General features: G+C 55.2%; 16 protein-coding genes. 13 read left to right on the top strand and 3 right to left on the bottom strand.

The window, feature by feature from the left end:
- Positions 1-247 precede the first annotated feature (247 nt).
- Entirely contained in the window at positions 248-517 is a 270-nt protein-coding gene (locus Q1A53_RS22730) for a hypothetical protein (protein ID WP_299971464.1), read from the bottom strand.
- A gap of 274 nt (positions 518-791) precedes the next feature.
- Here Q1A53_RS22730 and Q1A53_RS22735 point away from each other — a divergent pair, with 274 nt between their 5' ends.
- Positions 792-7,346 carry an RHS repeat-associated core domain-containing protein gene (locus Q1A53_RS22735; RefSeq protein WP_299971467.1) on the top strand — a complete coding sequence of 2,185 codons (6,555 nt, stop codon included), beginning with the start codon at positions 792-794 and terminating at the stop codon, positions 7,344-7,346.
- Positions 7,347-7,723: 377 nt separating this feature from the next.
- Positions 7,724-8,317: a VPLPA-CTERM sorting domain-containing protein gene (locus Q1A53_RS22740; RefSeq protein ID WP_299971470.1), complete on the top strand. Its 594-nt coding sequence runs from the start codon at positions 7,724-7,726 to the stop codon at positions 8,315-8,317.
- On the opposite strand, the gene Q1A53_RS22745 is transcribed toward Q1A53_RS22740, so the two are convergent.
- Positions 8,282-8,878 (bottom strand): recombinase family protein, encoded by a 597-nt coding sequence (locus Q1A53_RS22745; RefSeq protein WP_299971473.1) that lies wholly within the window; start codon positions 8,876-8,878, stop codon positions 8,282-8,284. The genes Q1A53_RS22740 and Q1A53_RS22745 overlap by 36 nt on opposite strands.
- A 193-nt stretch (positions 8,879-9,071) precedes the next feature.
- Between Q1A53_RS22745 and Q1A53_RS22750 the strand changes: the two genes are divergently transcribed.
- The 3 genes from Q1A53_RS22750 to Q1A53_RS22760 all read left to right on the top strand — a co-directional run bounded on the left by Q1A53_RS22750 (position 9,072) and on the right by Q1A53_RS22760 (position 11,327).
- Positions 9,072-9,419: a hypothetical protein gene (locus Q1A53_RS22750; protein WP_299971475.1), complete on the top strand. Its 348-nt coding sequence runs from the start codon at positions 9,072-9,074 to the stop codon at positions 9,417-9,419.
- A complete protein-coding gene (locus Q1A53_RS22755) occupies positions 9,419-10,171 on the top strand; it encodes a hypothetical protein (RefSeq protein ID WP_299971478.1) in 753 nt (250 codons plus the stop codon). The genes Q1A53_RS22750 and Q1A53_RS22755 overlap by 1 nt, the downstream gene beginning before the upstream one ends.
- Before the next feature lie 211 nt (positions 10,172-10,382).
- Positions 10,383-11,327 (top strand): hypothetical protein, encoded by a 945-nt coding sequence (locus Q1A53_RS22760; RefSeq protein WP_299971480.1) that lies wholly within the window; start codon positions 10,383-10,385, stop codon positions 11,325-11,327.
- A gap of 16 nt (positions 11,328-11,343) precedes the next feature.
- Here Q1A53_RS22760 and Q1A53_RS22765 read toward each other — a convergent pair whose 3' ends face one another.
- Positions 11,344-12,138 (bottom strand): hypothetical protein, encoded by a 795-nt coding sequence (locus tag Q1A53_RS22765; protein ID WP_299971483.1) that lies wholly within the window; start codon positions 12,136-12,138, stop codon positions 11,344-11,346.
- A 105-nt stretch (positions 12,139-12,243) separates the two neighbouring features.
- On the opposite strand from Q1A53_RS22765, the gene Q1A53_RS22770 reads away from it, so the two are divergent.
- The 8 genes from Q1A53_RS22770 to Q1A53_RS22805 form a co-directional block, all read left to right on the top strand.
- Entirely contained in the window at positions 12,244-13,401 is a 1,158-nt protein-coding gene (locus Q1A53_RS22770) for a hypothetical protein (protein WP_299971485.1), read from the top strand.
- On the top strand, positions 13,398-13,937 hold the full coding sequence (locus tag Q1A53_RS22775; RefSeq protein ID WP_299971487.1) for a hypothetical protein: 540 nt from the start codon (positions 13,398-13,400) through the stop codon (positions 13,935-13,937). The genes Q1A53_RS22770 and Q1A53_RS22775 overlap by 4 nt, the downstream gene beginning before the upstream one ends.
- Positions 13,934-14,305, top strand: a complete 372-nt coding sequence (locus Q1A53_RS22780; RefSeq protein ID WP_299971489.1) for a hypothetical protein — start codon at positions 13,934-13,936, stop codon at positions 14,303-14,305. Before Q1A53_RS22775 ends, Q1A53_RS22780 begins: the two co-directional genes overlap by 4 nt.
- A 1-nt stretch (position 14,306) precedes the next feature.
- Positions 14,307-14,591 carry a hypothetical protein gene (locus Q1A53_RS22785; protein WP_299971491.1) on the top strand — a complete coding sequence of 95 codons (285 nt, stop codon included), beginning with the start codon at positions 14,307-14,309 and terminating at the stop codon, positions 14,589-14,591.
- 5 nt (positions 14,592-14,596) lie between these two features.
- Positions 14,597-16,216 (top strand): type IV secretory system conjugative DNA transfer family protein, encoded by a 1,620-nt coding sequence (locus Q1A53_RS22790; protein WP_299971495.1) that lies wholly within the window; start codon positions 14,597-14,599, stop codon positions 16,214-16,216.
- Entirely contained in the window at positions 16,213-16,611 is a 399-nt protein-coding gene (locus Q1A53_RS22795) for a hypothetical protein (RefSeq protein WP_299971498.1), read from the top strand. The genes Q1A53_RS22790 and Q1A53_RS22795 overlap by 4 nt, the downstream gene beginning before the upstream one ends.
- Positions 16,612-16,777: 166 nt before the next feature.
- Positions 16,778-17,158: a hypothetical protein gene (locus Q1A53_RS22800; RefSeq protein ID WP_299971501.1), complete on the top strand. Its 381-nt coding sequence runs from the start codon at positions 16,778-16,780 to the stop codon at positions 17,156-17,158.
- Between the two features lie 83 nt (positions 17,159-17,241).
- Positions 17,242-17,563: hypothetical protein (locus Q1A53_RS22805; protein ID WP_299971503.1), on the top strand; the 322-nt coding region annotated here is incomplete at its 3' end.

Raw genomic sequence — 17,563 nt, forward strand, 5'->3', positions numbered from 1 at the left:
TTCGGTCACGTCTTTCCAGCACACACCTCGCAGCCGGTGCTGGTCCTTCACATCCGCAGGAGCAACTCTTCGGTCACGTCTTTCCAGCACACACCTCGCAGCCGGTGCTGGTCCTTCACATCCGCAGGAGCAACTCTTCGGTCACATCTTTCCAGCACACACCTCGCAGCCGGTGCTGGTTCTTCATATCCGTAGGAGCAACGCTTTGGTCACGTCTGGCAGGTACATATCTCGCAACCAGTGCCGTTTAGGACTCGGCATCCGGCAGGGGTGTCTCGCTGAGCGCACGTTCGATTATCTCAGCGGCTTCCCGGAACATGGTTTCATCTTGTGGTTCAGCGCTCGCCCGACTGCGCTCAAGTGAATACAGCGCACCATCGTAGATTTCCCGGACATCCAAATCTGATAGCAAGCCCTTCTCTCCAAGCTTCTGTACGAGGGCCGCAATCAAAGCAGAGCTTACAACGCCTGAAGCCGCAACAGACCGAACGCCGAACGGATCATCTTCATGTTTCATTGGATGAGTGTAGCATAAAGCCCGATAGAGATCGGTCTACTGTGAGACGTTTTTCCACAGGAAATCCCAAAAAAGAAAAGCGTGTCCGAGGCATCTCCAACAATGAGGGTTTCTCAAGCTAACTGACTGATCAGTTTCTCGCTTCTGATTCTTCCCGCTAGTCCCCGACCAAAGTCTAGTGCGCAAGTCACAGTTGTGACTAGACAGCTCACGATTGTGTCAGTCATCGTGAAACCATTGCTAGAATCGCACTTTTTTGGCGTGGGGAATTTCGATGGAAGATTTTTGGAACGGGCTGGGGCTCGGCGATTTCGCATTTGAAGATCTAGATCTCAATCTCATTGAAGGAACCCAATCCGATAATCGCATAAACGGTACGAACGAAGATGATGCCATCGTCGGATTTGAAGGACGAGACCTCATCCGAGGCGGGTTCGGTAACGATGTCATCGCAACAGGCGCTGGACGGGTTGATTACTCATATGGCGGCGATGGCGCTGATATCTTTGCCTTTGGCCTGGAAACAGAGAATGGCTTTCGCGAGATCGACTATCTGCGCGATTTCGATGTTGCTGAGGACAGGATTGCGCTTGGTAGTGCAGAGGTGGTCCGCAGTTATGAAACGCGCAATGCTGTCAAGTTGGTCCTAAGCGGTGATCAAGACGTCATCGTTGTCTACGGGGCAAATAGCTTTGAAGAGATCGGATTTGTAGAGCCGCAGAAGAACACGGCACCCACTGCCGAAGATGATACGGGATTTGAAGTCACCCTGAATGAAGAGCTTCGCATTGCGACTTCGGATCTTCTTCAAAACGACACTGATCTTGACGGAGATAGTCTAAGCGTCGTCGCAGTCTCCAACGTTCAAAACGGAACCGTCGCGTTAGATGATCAGGGAACAGAAGACACCTCTGATGATGAAGTGGTCGTCTTGGCCGATGGATCGGCTGATGCCCCAGTTACATTCGATTACTTAGTTTCGGACGGAGATGCGGAAGATAGCGCGTCCGTAATCGTTGATGTTCAAACCCCGCAATTCGAAGCTCTACAAGCTACACCAGGAACGCCGCTTGTTGTCGACCTGAACGCATTCTTCCCGGAGCTAGAGAGCCCCACCTTCATGCTATCGGTACAGGAAGACCTGCCTTCCGGTCGAATTAGCTCAGACGGCATCTTGCGTTTCGAACCAAGCCCGGAGGATGTCGGGACAATCCTGTTCACTGTTACTGCTTCGAGTGGCGGCGTGTCCGAGGTTCAGCAGTTCCAGCTTGATGTGGAGGCTGATCCGGACACACGCACCCGGGTGTCTGGGATTATCCAGAACACTGAAGGTGAACCGCTAGAAGGCATCACTGTCCAGCTTGATGAAGACGAAGCGGTGACGGATGAGGATGGGCGCTTCACGATCATTCTTCGTGATCAACTCGACAATGACGCTCTCCGGGTGCTTGCCGGCGAAGTTGAAGGCAGCACCTATCCGTCGGTTGCCGAACCATTGCCGCTCCTGTTGAGTGAGTTCTTTGACGGCGTGAACAACGTGATTGATCGTCCGATCTTTCTGCCAGAACTAGATATTGAAGGCGGCGTACAGATTGACCCGGACAATGACACGGTGGTCACCAACGCCGACCTGCCCGGGGCCGAAGTTCTGGTGCGGGCCGGGAACATTACCGGCATGAATGGTGAGCCCTTTGAGGGCGTCATGACCATTACCGAAGTGCCTCGTGACCTGACACCCGCGACACTGCCGCCGAATTTCCTACCTGATCTTGTCGTGACCATTCAGCCGGGTGAGATGCAGTTCGGACAACCTGCGCCATTGACCTTGCCCAATACGTGCAACCTCGCTCCGGGGACCATCCTCGATCTATGGTCGATCAACCCTGAAACGGGGGAGTTTGACGATGTTGGCGATGGACGTGTGTCAGCTGATGGCAGATTTATCGAAACCATCAACGGCGGTGTGGAAACGAGTTCGTGGCATTTCTTCGTTCCGCCTGAGCCGACTCCTAACGACCCGATGGAGGATGATAAGAACCCACCAGATGATGGATGTAAGTCCGACTGTGGCTGCGTGCCCGGAACATCACGTGTCGAGCTACACTCTGGAGCCGTCGTAGAAGAGCATGCGCTTGTGACCTATCAGTCAGAGGGTGAGACGCGCGGTCTAACCTTTGTGTACGATTCGGCGCGTGCAAACCCCAACCAGATCCTGCACTTCGGCTATGACAACACGCAGGGGGGCGAAACGACCCGGCTTGTTGCGGATCTGGTGATCAAAGACGGCGATTTCGAGATGCAAGTGCCTGGCGCACCCGCTGGGTTTGGGCTCGATGCCGGTGCACATTTCTGGAAGATACCCGAAGATGGCGGCGACATTGAGGCTGCCATTTTTGCCCCGATGGAAGGGCTAAGTACCGGGCGATACGATTATGAGCTGACCTCTGGGCTGCTGTGTTTCACCGGGGTTTCCTTCGCCGGAACGACGGTCACCCAAGATGGCAGCTTCAACATCGTCAATGCCGTAGACAGCCCTTACGGCGCTGGATGGGGTATTGCGGGCCTCCAGGAAGTTGTCGAGAACCGCGACGGCTCTGTTCTGATCGTTGACGGCAATGGCTCAGAACTCCTGTTCGAACTGAATGACGATGGCAGCTACCGCTCACCTGTCGGTGATTTCTCAACTCTAACCAGAGCCGAAGACGGGACCTTCAGTCGGACCATGACGGATGAGATGGTCTACCAGTTCAATGCAGAAAACCTGCTGGAAACCGTCACAGACCGCAACGATCAAGTATCCACCTACGCGTATGATGATGAGGGTCGCCTCGTATCGATGACCGATGAGGCCGGACTTCAGACCACCCTGTCTTATGAGAACGGCTATTTGACAAGTGTTGAAGATCCGGCAGGGCGGGTTACCAGTTTTGCGGTAAATGAAGCCGGGAACCTCACTGAAATTGCAGATCCCGACAGTAGCAGCCGGACCTGGGGTTACGACTCTGACCACCTGATGACATCGGAGGTCGACAAACGCGGGAACACTGAAACCACCACATATGACTTTGCGGGGCGTGCCGAGAGTGCGGTTTTGAAAGACGGCGCGACACTCGAATATGATCCCATCCAGGTGCAGGGTCTGTTCGATCCGTCTTTGACGACCAATCCTGATGATGCACCCGTCGCAAATTCGGCCACCGACACACTGATCTCGGTCTACAAAGATGCCAATGGCGATGAGATTACGTACATCATAGATGGTGAGGGACAGATCGTTTCTTCATCGGATGCCGAGGGTGCACTGCCAGAAGTTGGGCGCAACTCAGACAATCTGGTGTCAAGTCTCATCGATGGAAACGGTCAGACGACGCAGTATTCCTACGATGATTTGGGCAACGTCGTTTCTATCGCGGATGAAATCTCATCCGTCCTTGCGTTTGGTGAACTTGGCGGCGGCGTTCTGATTGTCAACGGTCAGAACGCAACATCTGAATTCAATACAACCGTGGAGGCAACATCTAACCTTCAAGAGGTTTTTGGTGATGCTGGCGCAGCTGTAACGGTTGTGAATTCCTTGGCCGAAGCAGGGAACATAGACGGTTTCTCGCAAATCTGGGACATTCGGTTTAGCGACAACCAGGCTCTGACTGATTTAGACGACAGCGCCTACGAAGACTATCTTCAACAAGGTGGAAGTCTATTCCTGCTTGGCGAAAATAGCAGTTTCCCAACGCGTAATGCCTCGATAATTGATTTCTTTGAAGACTTGGGCGCGGGCGATCTAGGTTTCGTCGGCTCGAATTCGACTCAAACAGTCAACGAGCCCTTCAATGGCCCCAACGAAATCTCGACAGTCACATACAGAGCTCCGGGCGGATTGGACTCTTCCGGAACCGGTGTCTATGTGACGTCGAGCGGCTCCTCTGGTAGCGCAGTTGCGTTTGGAAGGGGTGACCTCTCTGGTGCAGCAGCAGGTTCAGCCGTCGCGCTTTTTGACGTCAACCTGTTGCAGGATGCCCGTGAAGGAACAAGTGAAAGAAACTTGTTGTCAAACATCTCCCTGGGAGGTGTCGAAGACACCGCAAAGTTCTTTACCTACGACTCCATCTTCAACCAGCTGACGTCCTACACGAACGAGCTTGGACGCCAGACGCTCTACGAAGTCGACATTGAAAACGGCAATACGCTGTCGATTGTGGAGGTCATAGGTGAAGTCGGCGGCGGCGATGATCTGGTTACATCTTTCACATACACCGTAGACGGCCTCATTGACACAATGACCGATCCACTTGGACGGGTGACCGACTATGACTATTCGGCAACCGGCCTCGTATCCAGGATTACCTTCGCCGTTGGAAGAGAGGATGAGGCCTTCCAGAGCTTTGCCTACGATCTTGCGGGGAACCTGACCACCTTCGTAGATGAAAATAGCAATATCACCGCTTACGAATATGACGCCATGAATCGCTTGCTGGCGATTACCGAGGCCGATCCCGATGGCGATGGACCACTAGTGTCCCCAAAAACGGAATTCGTCTATGACGCCGCCGGAAACCTGAGCCAAGTGACCGACGCGGAAGGAAACAATACAGCCAACGTCTATGATGCTCTCGACCGCTTGACCAAAACAACGGATGCGAACGGCGGCGAAACGAGCTTCGGCTATGATAACTTGGGCAATCTCCTCGAAGTCACAGACCCAAATGGCAACAAAACGCTGAATGAGTATGATGAGCGTGATCGGTTGATCAAAACGATTGATGCGCGTGGCGGCGAGACTGTTTTCACCTACGACCAAAACAACAACCTTACCTCGCTCACGGACTCTGTCGGCAACAAAACATCTTTTGAATATGATGCCCGTGATCGTTTGGTCCGAGAGATTGACCCGCTAGGCGAAGAGACAACATACTCGTATGACATCGTTGACAATCTAGCAAGTATGACAGATCGCAACGGGCGTGAGATCACCTACGTCCACGACGATGTTGATCGCTTGGTCTCAGAGGACTGGGTCGGTGATGCTCAGGAGTTCGTGTATTCCTACGATAAGGCGAGCAATCTGACGCAAGTGTCGGATCTCTTTAGCACGTTGTCCTTCAGCTATGATGCGCGGGACCGGGTAACGCAGGCGTCCAATGTCGGGACGCCGAACACTCCACAAGTTATTCTGAATTACAGCTATGATGATGCCGGAAACCGCACGCAGATGAGCGAGTTGATCGAAGGCGGGATAGGTGCAAGTACCGACTACACATACGATGCTTTGAATAGATTGGCTCAAATCACGCAAGGTGGTCTCGGCGTCGCTGAAAAACGCGTGGACTTTGGTTACAATACCCTCGGTCAATTCACGTCAATTGACCGGTTCGCCGATCTTGCTGGAACAAAATTCGTAACGGGCACCACCTACGCATATGACGCGCTTAACCGTGTCACGGACATCGACCACTCCAACCGTTCAGACACCTTCGACTTTTATGACTTTGTCTATGATGCCGGTAGCCGCATTACCGCAATAACAGATCGTGATGGCACCAGCGACTATTCCTATGACGCGACAGATCAGCTGACTGGCGCGCAGCATTCGAACCCTGAACTGATAAATGAGGCTTATGAGTACGATCTGAACGGCAACCGGATCACGACGCAAACGCAAGGAACAGACTACGTCACCGGTGCAGGCAATCGCCTTCTGGAGGATAGTCGCTACACGTTTGCTTATGACGCTGAAGGAAACATGATCAGCCGCGTGGACAAAGCCACGGGTGAGACGCGCACCTTCACATGGGATTATCGCAACCGCCTTGTTGAGGTTTTGGATGAAGCCGCAGACGGCACAGACCTCATGCGCGCAAAATATACCTATGATCCATTGGATCGGCGCGTCGCGAAAATGGTCGATCTGACGCCGAGTGACGGTGTTGAGGGCGAAACAACCCACTTCGTCTATGATGGCGATGATGTCGTCCTGGAGTTCAGCGAAGCACTGGGCAGTGAACCAGAACTTGTACGTCGCAATCTCCATGGCCCTGCCGTCGATCAGATCTTGGCAATCGAGAGTGTGTCGCAGGCTGAGACCCGTTGGATACATACAGATCATCTGGGCACCGTCAAAGTGATCACAGATGACGCAGGAGCTGTTGTGAATGAGATCACATATGACAGCTATGGCAACATCGAAGTACAAACCAATGAAGGTGAAGCCGTTCGTTATGCGTTTACAGGTCGGGAATTCGATGACGAAACTGAGCAGCTCTTCTATCGTGCTCGTTACTATGACGCAGAAATCGGGCGCTTCACTGGCGAAGACCCAATAAAGTTTGCTGGCGGGATTAATCTATATGAGTATGTCTATAACGAACCAATAGGTTTCGTCGATCCATATGGCTTATGCCCTTGTGGCTCAAAAAATGACTTGATTAAAAATGCTCGAACTGAAGCACGAGACTTCAGTAAGTCGGCAGACCGCAGTGATATCAATTCGGGTTTTGGCCCGGGAACATATAAGTGTAACTTATTTGCAGATGAGCAATTGGAGAAATCAGGATTTGAACTGCCAAATATTGGTGGAGGTACCTTAGCTCAGCTATTTGGCAAAAATCCACCAGGAGCAAGAAGTCTATCAGACCCAAATTATACCGTTCCCGGTTGGCCTGTATCCAATGGACCTCCAGGTCCAGGAGATTTGATCGCTACAGAGGGTCATGTTGGCATAGTTACTGCACCTGGAAAGACTATCTCTGCTACCCCAAAAGGCGTTAAAGAAAACGACTGGGGATTTCGACCTGGACAGAATCCAGTTATTCGTAGATGTTTATGTCCCTAAGTTTTTCAATTTGCATCCAGTGTGTTAATGTGAAGTATGACAAGATATATAACATTGTTTGTCGCTGGACTACTTATCGGGGTTTCGGCATCTACAAATCATCTCGAGAAAGTGCTTTTCGAGGATCTCGAAGTTCGGATTGATGCTATTGACTACATCTCAGAAGTAGGAGATCTAGCATATTGTGATTTTAAAAAAGCAGAAAACGGCGAAAAATTCTTTCAAGTTCTATCGGCAAAAGACAGAGGTATTTACCTCATATACCATGAGAATAACGACAATGCATCTTCGCTGTGCCTTACGCTGTAACTCATATTGAGTTAACGATTGCCGCGGGCATTCACTATTAACAAGCCTATGACCATGAGGAAAGATATATGAAGTTCAGATGTGCATCTACAGCACTTTTTCTGGTGCTGGCGTTGTCTAACTCTGCTCTAGCAAAAACGCTACCAGAAAGAGCCGCGCCATCGTACTCCGGAACCGAAGCAGAGCTCTTACTCGACCCAGACTTCGGGTTTCTCAGTATTGTCGGGACGCTCGCAGAATTTGCTCAGTCCGGGGTTTCCGAAGTTTCCGCTAGTCATTACGATATTACTGGCGTCTACGACAACACAATGGGTCTGATTGATGCATCATTGACCATCTTTGAGACAACAACTTCTGTCACCGATGGTCTGGACGTCTTCCTCGTTGGCGAGCTTGATAGAGCTTCGGATTTCGGCGGCAATTCCTGGGAGATTTCATTTAGCGTTACTGGCGGCGAGGCAGCGAGTTTGTACGGTCCCTCCACGCTAGTATTGTTCAACAACATCTTGACTAATACTGATCCATTTACAAACGAGATTTTTGGCACCGCTGATGTGACGATCTCGGGAGTTGTGTCTCCACAGGTCGTTCCCCTTCCCGCATCTTTTGCCCTACTTCTAGTGGCCTTAAGTGGATTGGTTGGTATGGCGAGACGTAGTTAGCTTGAGGCCTCCTAGATCCCGTCTAATCGCACGCATCAGTGAGTAAGGGTGAACGCCGAGTTCAGACGCAAGTTCACGGGGACAGGTGCCGTCATCTATTTGTTGTTTTGCTGTTTCCAGTTTTGAGTGGTGCAGGATGGGCGGTCTTCCCAACTTCTTTCCTCGCCTTCTCGCCGCCGCCAGACCTTCCTTGGTCCGTTGCGATATCAGTCGCCTCTCAAACTCTGCGCAGGCGCTGAGAACGGTGTAGACGAGACGCCCTGCTGGCGTTCGCGTATCGAGCTGCAGGTTGACGATGTTGAGTGCAACGCTGCGTTGCTGAAGAGCGTCGGCAGTCTGGATCGCATCAAGGGTCGAACGGAAGGCGCGGTCGAGATCCCAGACAAAGAGGGTATCTCCATTTTGCAGCTCGTTCAGGACCTGATCAAACACCGGGCGCTTCATTGTGGCGCCGGAGGCATGCTCGATGAACAACTCATCACAGAGCCCGCGCATCCCGTCGATCTGTCGATCCGGGCGCTGTTCATGCGTTGAGACGCGTAAGTATCCGAGCTTCTTCATGTTCTGTGTCATGCGCTGAGCGGGGCCTGCATGTCAGCATACCCTTGCAACCATAAGGACCCTTTCTGTGCGTTACCCGGAATCCAACTGTCTTGCCGCCCCGTGCGGCGAAAATCTCAGGTTTTCCGATTATATATCCATGATACCTTAATCCTTATCGCGATACAAATTTATCGTACAAAAACGGTCGTTTATGTGGCGTTCGGTAGTTGGTTTGAAGAAGGCTTTGGCGGCAACGCTGCTCGCGATCACATGCGGGGCAATGACGCCTGCTAGTGCTACGGATCTGAATGCAGGATATGTCGCGCTCGACATGGATCCTGATGCCCGCTTTCCGTTCATCTCAGGGGTTGTTGAGGGGATTGCACAGGCTCGCGCACACGCTGCAGGCGGTGAAAACGCCATGACGGGCTGCATCTACCACTGGTTCTACGAAGAAGAGCAATCATACGACATGATCCTGGCCGCTTTTGCCAAGTTTCAGGACCGCGCACCGGGGGCAATCGTAGACGCGTTGATCCGCAGGAGGTGTAGCGAATGATGTCTGATTTTGAGACAGCTCTAGAACACAAGGATCACATGCAATCAGGTGAGGCGCATGAGCTGCGGCAGGAAGGATTTCGCCGTCAGGACAAACGCATCGCCGAGCGTGCGGAACTGACCAAGGACGAGCAGGCGGAAACCTCAAACCTGCTCACAGCCCTTCTGGTAACGGGTGACACGAAGTATGCCGCGCGGCTTCAGGAACTGAACGAGCGGGTCGATCTTCATAGTAGTGCGACTATTGAGGCGCTGTTGGAAAACCAGGAGCGCTTGGACGCGATTGAGCAGCGCATGGATCACATGCTCTCAGAAGCGTACGTGCTTCCGGATGGGCGCCGTGTTTTCAAATCCGAGGATGGCGTCCGCGTCGAGGACGAGTTCGGTGCTGTCGTCTCCGCGAGCGAAGTGGACCCGGATTCAATCGAGGACTACAGGCCGAGCCTGGAAACCTGGGAAGCCGCTTACGAGCAAAAGCAGGCGCTCAACGACGAACGTGCGGAGCTGATTGAATACCAGAACAAGCTTGATCAGGCGCAGACCCTGATTGATCAAGGCGGGCTGAGCGCGGATGATTTTGACGACCTCGATAATCTGATGACCAGTGATGTGCCGGATGCGGTGCGTGCGCGCCTGCCATCCTCAGACCCGGCCTTTAGGGCTGCGCAGACGCCAACCTCCAATTTGGATGATGGCTTCGATTTCAGTGATTTGGACCTTCCCAGCCAAACCTCCCGCATGACCTTTAAGTAACTGCTGCTCGCCAATCCTTCTACAGACGATTGCGGCCTCTCTTTGTGCCCCCTACCATCAAAGCGCTTAAGTGTAGCAGTCATGCAGGCGGAGCGTCTTGTCAGGAACAGATTGGCTTTTCGGACTTCGGTGCGACCGCCTTGTTACCGCGCTCCAGCGCGTTCTGGTTGGCACTTCGTTGCTGTCGCGTGAGCTTGGCAAGTCTTTCGAGATGCCGCCGGATCGCGAGATTATCATCAAGATCACCGAAACGCCGGAGGTCAATGCACATGCGCGCTTGGATAACGCGGCTTCTACTTATCATATTGAGTTCACGCTCGGTTTGATTGTCTGGCTCGACAGTATTGCCGCGTCCATGGCCGCTCATGTTGCTCGGGATTTTAACGTGTCGCCAAGCCCGCCGCTCACGCTCGATCTCACCCGCGGAAACTGGCGAGACGCGCTTCAGCAGCGCCTCGACGTGAATTCAGAGCTTCTCCCAGATTACTACTACGGAGCGTGGGAGAGCTTTTTCCAGAAGGCGCTGCTTGCCATCTTCGCGCATGAATATGCGCATATCGCACGCGGTCATCTCGATTGGTCGAAATCGCAATCCGGGTCCGGACAGATGAACGAGCGGAGCCTGCGCAAATCAAAGCCGGTCATCAGTGCGACGCAAACAAGAGCGCTGGAGTTTGACGCGGATATGTTCGCCGCGCGGTTGCTGGCACATCTGGCGACCGAACCACCGGACTACTTTCCCAGGCTTAAAGTCGGCACCTCCACAGAAAACCTGATTGAAGCGCTTCTCGGGCTGATCCTGTTCCTTGTCGCGATTGAGATCGAAGAGACAGCGCAGGAAGAACGCGCCCCGGATTATCCGCAGCCGCTGCTGCGGATGATTGTCATGCTGACCTATATGCAGCCGCTCTGGACGTTGCATAATCCGGACGGTGATTTTTGGGAGATCGTCTTTACCGGCGCTTTGTCGGTTCTGAAGCTCTTTGAGACCATCTACGCAGAAATTGACGTCTTGCGCACGCTTTTGGACATTGATGTGAATTCCGCAGTGGTGCGAGAATTAGACGATCTTTCAGACGACCTGCAGGATCTGCAGCATGATGTCTTAAAATTTGCCTTCGAACGCGAAACCTATTGGAACTTCGGTTTCGATTGACCCGGCAGACCTCCGCTCATGCGTAGAACTCGATCTCCACACTCATGAGCTTCCGCGTGGAACGGCTCTGACTCTCGAAGTGATCTTTGAAGGCTTTGAGAAGTGCCTGATGGAGTGGAACGCCGTCGCGCCCTGCCAGATACAAAGCCCGCGGAAACACTTCGGCAGCTTGTGCGACGACAAACATATGCGCTCCGGCATCCTGGTCTTCGATCATGAAGGGCAGACTGCCATCCTCTTCGGCAGCCAGCAGATGAATGCGCCTATGCTCGCGGTCGAGGGAACAGGCGAGCGCCGCCCAACCGGCGGGCGATTTTTGCAGCGCAAGGCAAAAACTCGCGCGAGACCTTGTTGCAAACTCCAGCCGAAACGGCTGTCCGAGATGCACGCGAAACTCCGGCGCGTCAGCAGGTGTACCGGCCCTGCGCACAAAGCCCCGCGAGGAGGGGTGAGGCTTTGTGAAGAGCTGTGCCGATCCGGTCACGGCCTCCTGGTTGATCAGGGCGGCCAGCGTGAAACCATCACCGGGGCTGAGCAACGCCTCAAGATCATCCGCCGGACCGGTGAGAAGGTGCCGGAGCTGCTCTGGTGATTTGTGTGGCAGCGATTTGTGAAACACTGAAATCAAAGCATCAACGTTCTTCAGAGGTACGGTATTTGGTGGCGTGTCCCGCCCGTCATTGCCCCATCCCTTAACGGTGATCCAGCTTCTGCCAAGGGCCGCCGCTATCGCTTTTAGATCCGGGTAGTGCCCCTCCCTCACGAGTAACTTCAGCTTTCGCGCGAGTTCGGGAACGTAAAGGCCAGCCATAGGGTCAATCCGGTTTCCATCGGTCAGATGGGAAAAGGATCGGGTGTTCGCACCGCTTTGTCACCAGCCTGCCGGGCAAGTGTTTGACATTTAGCGAGGCAAATCATGACCCACCCCCCTGAAACTGAACCGGAGACACGCGATCTGACGCGGCTTCCAGACAAACCCCGCGCGACTTTTGATGATATGATCTTGCCCGGGCTGGCGCTTGGCTCCGGCGCACTGCTCTTTGCCGCGATGCCAACGTTAATCGGGGCTGAGAGCTTTGGTGACTACGTAAAGGCCGGACTGATCGCGGGTACGGCTACAGCCGTTTCCTACGGCACGAACAAGCTCGCGATCCGGGAAGGCACTGTGCAGGCGGCGATTGGCACGCGCGGCGCGCTGTTCCTGAGCACTGCGTCGATGGCTGTGATCGGGTTTGGCCTTTTCACTGCGACCTTTGCCGGTCTGACGCTTAACAAGGTCGATGACTTGCGTCTGGCGGAGTATGTTCAGGACCTCGCTGTCTACGGATCAGCCGAAACCGCAAATGCTCAGCAGGCGGCACGCATTGAGCCGGCCCTGCGCGCGATCAGCACTGACTTTGAGCAAAAGGCAGCTTGCGAACGTCTGTCTTCCTGCATCAGTGGGCGCGGGACAGGTGGTGAGGGCAGCGTCTATCGCGCAACATCGACGCAGCACCAGCTAGCGCTTGCCGTCTCAGCCGAAGTCGCGTCGGGCGCCCAGGTTCGGGACCGTCAACTGGGCGCGCTTGCGGACCTGCAAGCCGCCGCCGGTCATGTGCTGGCAGATGACGCGCTTTCTCTCGCCGAGCAGCGCCGTGAACTTCAGGCTCTCACTTTGCGGTCCCACCAGGCAGTCTCTGCTTTGCGCGAGGCCACGCCGACAGACCTTGTGGCGGCCTACGCCGATGATCTCAGCCGCGGGGTGCGCATTGCGGGCCGCCCGGACGCTTCCGCTGTTCTGTCTAACATTATGGCAGGTCATGGTCAGACTCTGGATGCGGTGATCACTTCCAGCGAGCGTGATCCCACACCACCGCCGCGCTTTCCGTCGCGTGCCGGTGTTTCCGACAGCCTGTCCTACCTCGGGTCCTTTCTGCCCATCGCCATTATCGTGGCTGTGGTCGAGTTGGTGTTCCCTCAGCTCCTCTGGCTGACGACATACTTCAAGCTCTGCGCGCAGATCGCGCGGAACGATGCCCCCTCCCCAAAACCAACCCGGTCGCGCCGCGGCGCCAAACAAGGAGACTCCACATGATTGACGTAGCCAACTTGCCCGGTGGTGGCAGTTTGCTTTTGAGCGTGGTGGCCTATGCGGGCCTGAGCTATCTCGGTGGCCAGGAGATGGCCGAGCGGCAGATCGACAAGTCGGGTTGGTATGAGGCGTGCGAACATAGCATCCTTGATGACATCGACAGCCGCCGCAAACCGGTCGAAATCCTGCCGGAGATGCGGTGCGATGATACGCTCGGCTGGCTTGGACGAGACGTCTTGGCGCTGTGCCATCAGTTCAATAATCCCGACTTCAACGCACCGGCGCGGCGCCAGGAAGAGGCCTTCAATCGCCGGCGGCAGGAGTTGGAAGACCGCCGTCTGGGGCGGCTCGCCTCAAAAGCCGGCACGCAGTGCAGCTGTGCTGCAAATGTCTTCAAGGCGGAAAATGCGCTGTCGCTCTCGGTCTATGCCGGTACCGCGCGTCTGATCACCCCGCCGGAGGTGGAGAGCCTCCAGCAATCTCTGAACGTGTCGCTGGGGACACCACAGTGCCAGGCGATTGCGGAGGGCGCAAAATGATCGGTGGTAAAATCGATATCACACCCACATCGGTCGAGACGCATAAAGACAGCTACAAGATCGAGCACCTCACGGTGGTCAGTGTTCGGCGCGGTTTTCTGCCCTTTGGAGCGATGATGGCCGTCGGCGGCTCTGCCTTCGGCTGGCAGTTCTATGATCTGCTCTATCCGGGGGAGCGCATTGGTCTGGCGATCTTCGTGAGCGTGTCCGCTCTTGTGGGCTTTTGCCTCGGTCATCTGCAGCTACTGAGCCGTGACCTGCGCGGCTCAGAACTGCGCGGGGCCGTGTGGGGCACCTATGGTCATTTGAACCGCATCCGCCGCCAGATCATGAATGCGATGCGCGACGCGGCGCACAACGAGCGCTGAGATGGACGCAGGCTTCACAGGCGCCTTCCAGCTCGTCGGCGTGGTGACAGGGCTGGTCATCGCCTTTGTCGCCATGCCGGGCGCCTATGCCATGACCTGGCCGTGGCTCAGCGAGAGCGTGCTCTGGCAGTACAGCGCGGGCGTCCAATCCTGGGCGCCCCTCATCTGGTCCTGCCTGCTCTTCGGCCTGATCTATGCGGCGGTGCGCGCAGGGCTGTTTCTGGTCATCGCCCTCGGCGGCTTTGTGCTGGCGCTGAGTGTCATCTTCCGGCGCTGGAAGGAATAGGGACCATGGCGCACCCCTTCGATAACGCCGCCTATCCCTTCGGCTCGTCTCATCTGGCAGAGGAGGCCGAGCTGGAAGCGGCGGGCATGTTCGACTGGACGCCCGGCTCCATCTATTGCGGCAAGGCTTACGGACGCAGGCTCTGGGCGGACTTCGCTGGGGGATATGTCCTCACTGCCGGCGCGCGCTCCGGAAAGCTGCGCGATATCCTGGCCTATAATATCTGTTCCGGCGTCCTGCCCAAAGAGACCCTGCTGATTTTCGACATTAAGGGTGAGCTGGCGGTGATCTCTCAGGACCAGACGCCGGACAAAAAATTCAATATCTTCTGGAATCCGCACGGGCTGCACGGCATGCTGCAGCACAAGATCAATCCGGCCTCCCACATCCGCTGGTCGAGTCCGACAATGATCTCCGACATTAAAGTCCTGCTGGACGGGCTGCTGCCGCAATCCGGGGCACCGCAGGCCAAGTTCTTCGAGCTCAATGCCGCCCGTATTGCCGAAGCGCTTTGCATCATCCTGACCAAGACCAATGGGGTGCTGACCCTGCCGGATCTCTACCGTGCCGTACTGCTTCTCAAAGCCGGCGGGGACCGCTGGCTCGACTTCGCCTATCAGATGCACATCTCCGGGATTGAGGAATGCGTCAGCGTCGAAGCGGAAATCCACACCGCCAAACAGTCCGACAGCCGCAGCTTCAATGACATTATCGGGGAACTGCAGGCAGCGCTTGGGGCACTCTCCGATGACCGCTTACGTGAATCTTTGTCGGGACCCTTCGACTTCGGCATGGAAGAGCTCTGCAAGAAAGACCAGGCCTATCAGCTGTATCTGATGTGCCCGGAGGCGATGGTCAAACCCTGGGCACCTATCGTCAAAGCCATACTTGCCAGCGCCAAGACCGTGAAGAGCCGCGCTCCTGATGCCCCGCGCCAGACATGGGTTATAGACGAAGCCGGACGATTGCTCGGCTATGAGCAGATTGTGCGCCTTTTTACGGACGGGGCGGGCATAGGTTGCCGTCCACTGGTCATCTTCCAAGACTATTTGCAGGCCAACCGGCTGATGGAAGACGGGGCGCAGCTGATTGCCTCCAGTGCTGCCGTGCAGATCTTCTTCGGGGTGCGGGATCAGGTGACGGCGCAGCGCGTCAGCAATCTGCTGGGCTTTGAGACACTGGAATATGATGAGCCGTTGGTGCAATCGCGCGCGCAAACGCAGCGCACCAGTCTGCTCGCCTCACTCTTCAGCGGCGGTGATCCTCTCAAGGTCGCGGTCAAGCTGGCCGGTATTGCCTATGAGATGCGCCACAAAATCAAAGTGAAGCGCGCCATCCGCACACCGGATGAGGTGCGCTTTGGACCGGAGGACGCGCTCTACCTCTTCGCAGATGGTCTGTCCGGCGGCGTGATCGGATCGCGCACGCCCTATTGGGACGACCCGATGATGGCCGGGCGCTACCTGCCGAACCCCTACCATCCGCCCTATGACAAGGTGCGTGTCACCGCCCGCTGGGGCAAGAGCTGGCGGAAGGTGATCACAGAACCCGTGCCGGAAGAGTTTGCGCATTATCCGCAGTACCGGGACGGCACCTGGAAATACGTGGAGGGACAACGTCCATGACGGACCATAGCCCTATCGTCACATCTATCTCCTATTCCTACCGGATGCGTGGCGAGCTGCCCGGCAATATGGGGTTGTTCTACCGGGACGCCGGCAAAGCGCGGGAGGCCTTTGATGCCGCCCGGCGCGAACTGCCTGGCAGGACCTTCCCCAAAGAACAGAGCCCGGAGACCGCCCGAGGCGGCGGCGCAGACACGCCAAAATACCGCACGCCGCGGCATGTTCTGCCGGACCCGCATCCGAACTTTGCGCTGCCAAACCGCAAGCTGCGGGAGGAGAGCTGGTTCCAGAAGCTGCGCACCCGTGAAACCGGCGCGGCCATGACCCGCGCCGAGTTCATGGCCGCGCGAAAAGACACTGATAAATCCCGTTCCCGCGACCGGGAGCGTGACTAAGAAAGGAGGTAAGTATCTGAGAGATAACAATTAAAGGTTGCATTTCCCTATCAGACTGTGATATGTTCACTATTCGTTCTTGTTGCGCATAACCGGCATGCGGCGCGGGAGCAGTACGAAGCAAATCCAAAAACTCAACCTTCAACCATGAAAGAAAGGACTTTCCATGGACAATACAACTACGTCTAACAAACCGCTGGCCACTTTTAGAGATGGCAGGCTCAAAGCCACGCTGTGGCAAAACCAAAGCCGCGACGGGGACACCTATTACACGGTGAATCTCGCCAAGGTCTATGAGGACCGCAATGGCAAGCTGCAGGAGACCAGTTCCTTCTCCGATACAGAGATCCTCCGGATCGCGGAACTCGGCAAGGAAGCGCGCACACATGCGCTGCATTTGCGCAGGGAGCAGTCCCTCTCTCGTAACCAACAGCAGTCTTACGATCAGGGCAATGACAGAGCGTCCGATCATCGCGGTGGTGGTACGCCAGAGCGGTTTCGTGAGCGCTCCGGTCAACAGCACTCTGAGCCGCGCATGGAACGCTGAGGCGTGTCCATAATGACCAACCGAAACTCACAGGGGCGCTGCGCTGACAAGCCAGCGCTCTTTTTTTATGAAAGGACCGATCCATGACAGATACGGAACAAACCAACGATGCGGGTTGCCCGTCTGAGGCTCCTGCGCAAAAGACATTGGAAGATGAGCTTCTCGAAGACTTTGGAGACGATCCGAGTTGCGCGCATCTGGATGAAGAGACGGCGCGCGCGTTTCTGATGACCTTCTGGAACATCGTCACCATCTTCGCCGAACTCGGCGTTCACGTCGCGCCGATCACCGGTGAGGCTGTTGATAACACATCAGAAAATCTTAGCAGGCTCCGCGTCGATGTGTTATCCTTGCTTACCGAAGAAGATACAGCGCATGAAACAGTTGCACCCCGTTCAACCCAAA

The organism is uncultured Roseobacter sp., assembly GCF_947496515.1.
In the GTDB taxonomy this organism is placed as follows: domain Bacteria; phylum Pseudomonadota; class Alphaproteobacteria; order Rhodobacterales; family Rhodobacteraceae; genus Roseobacter.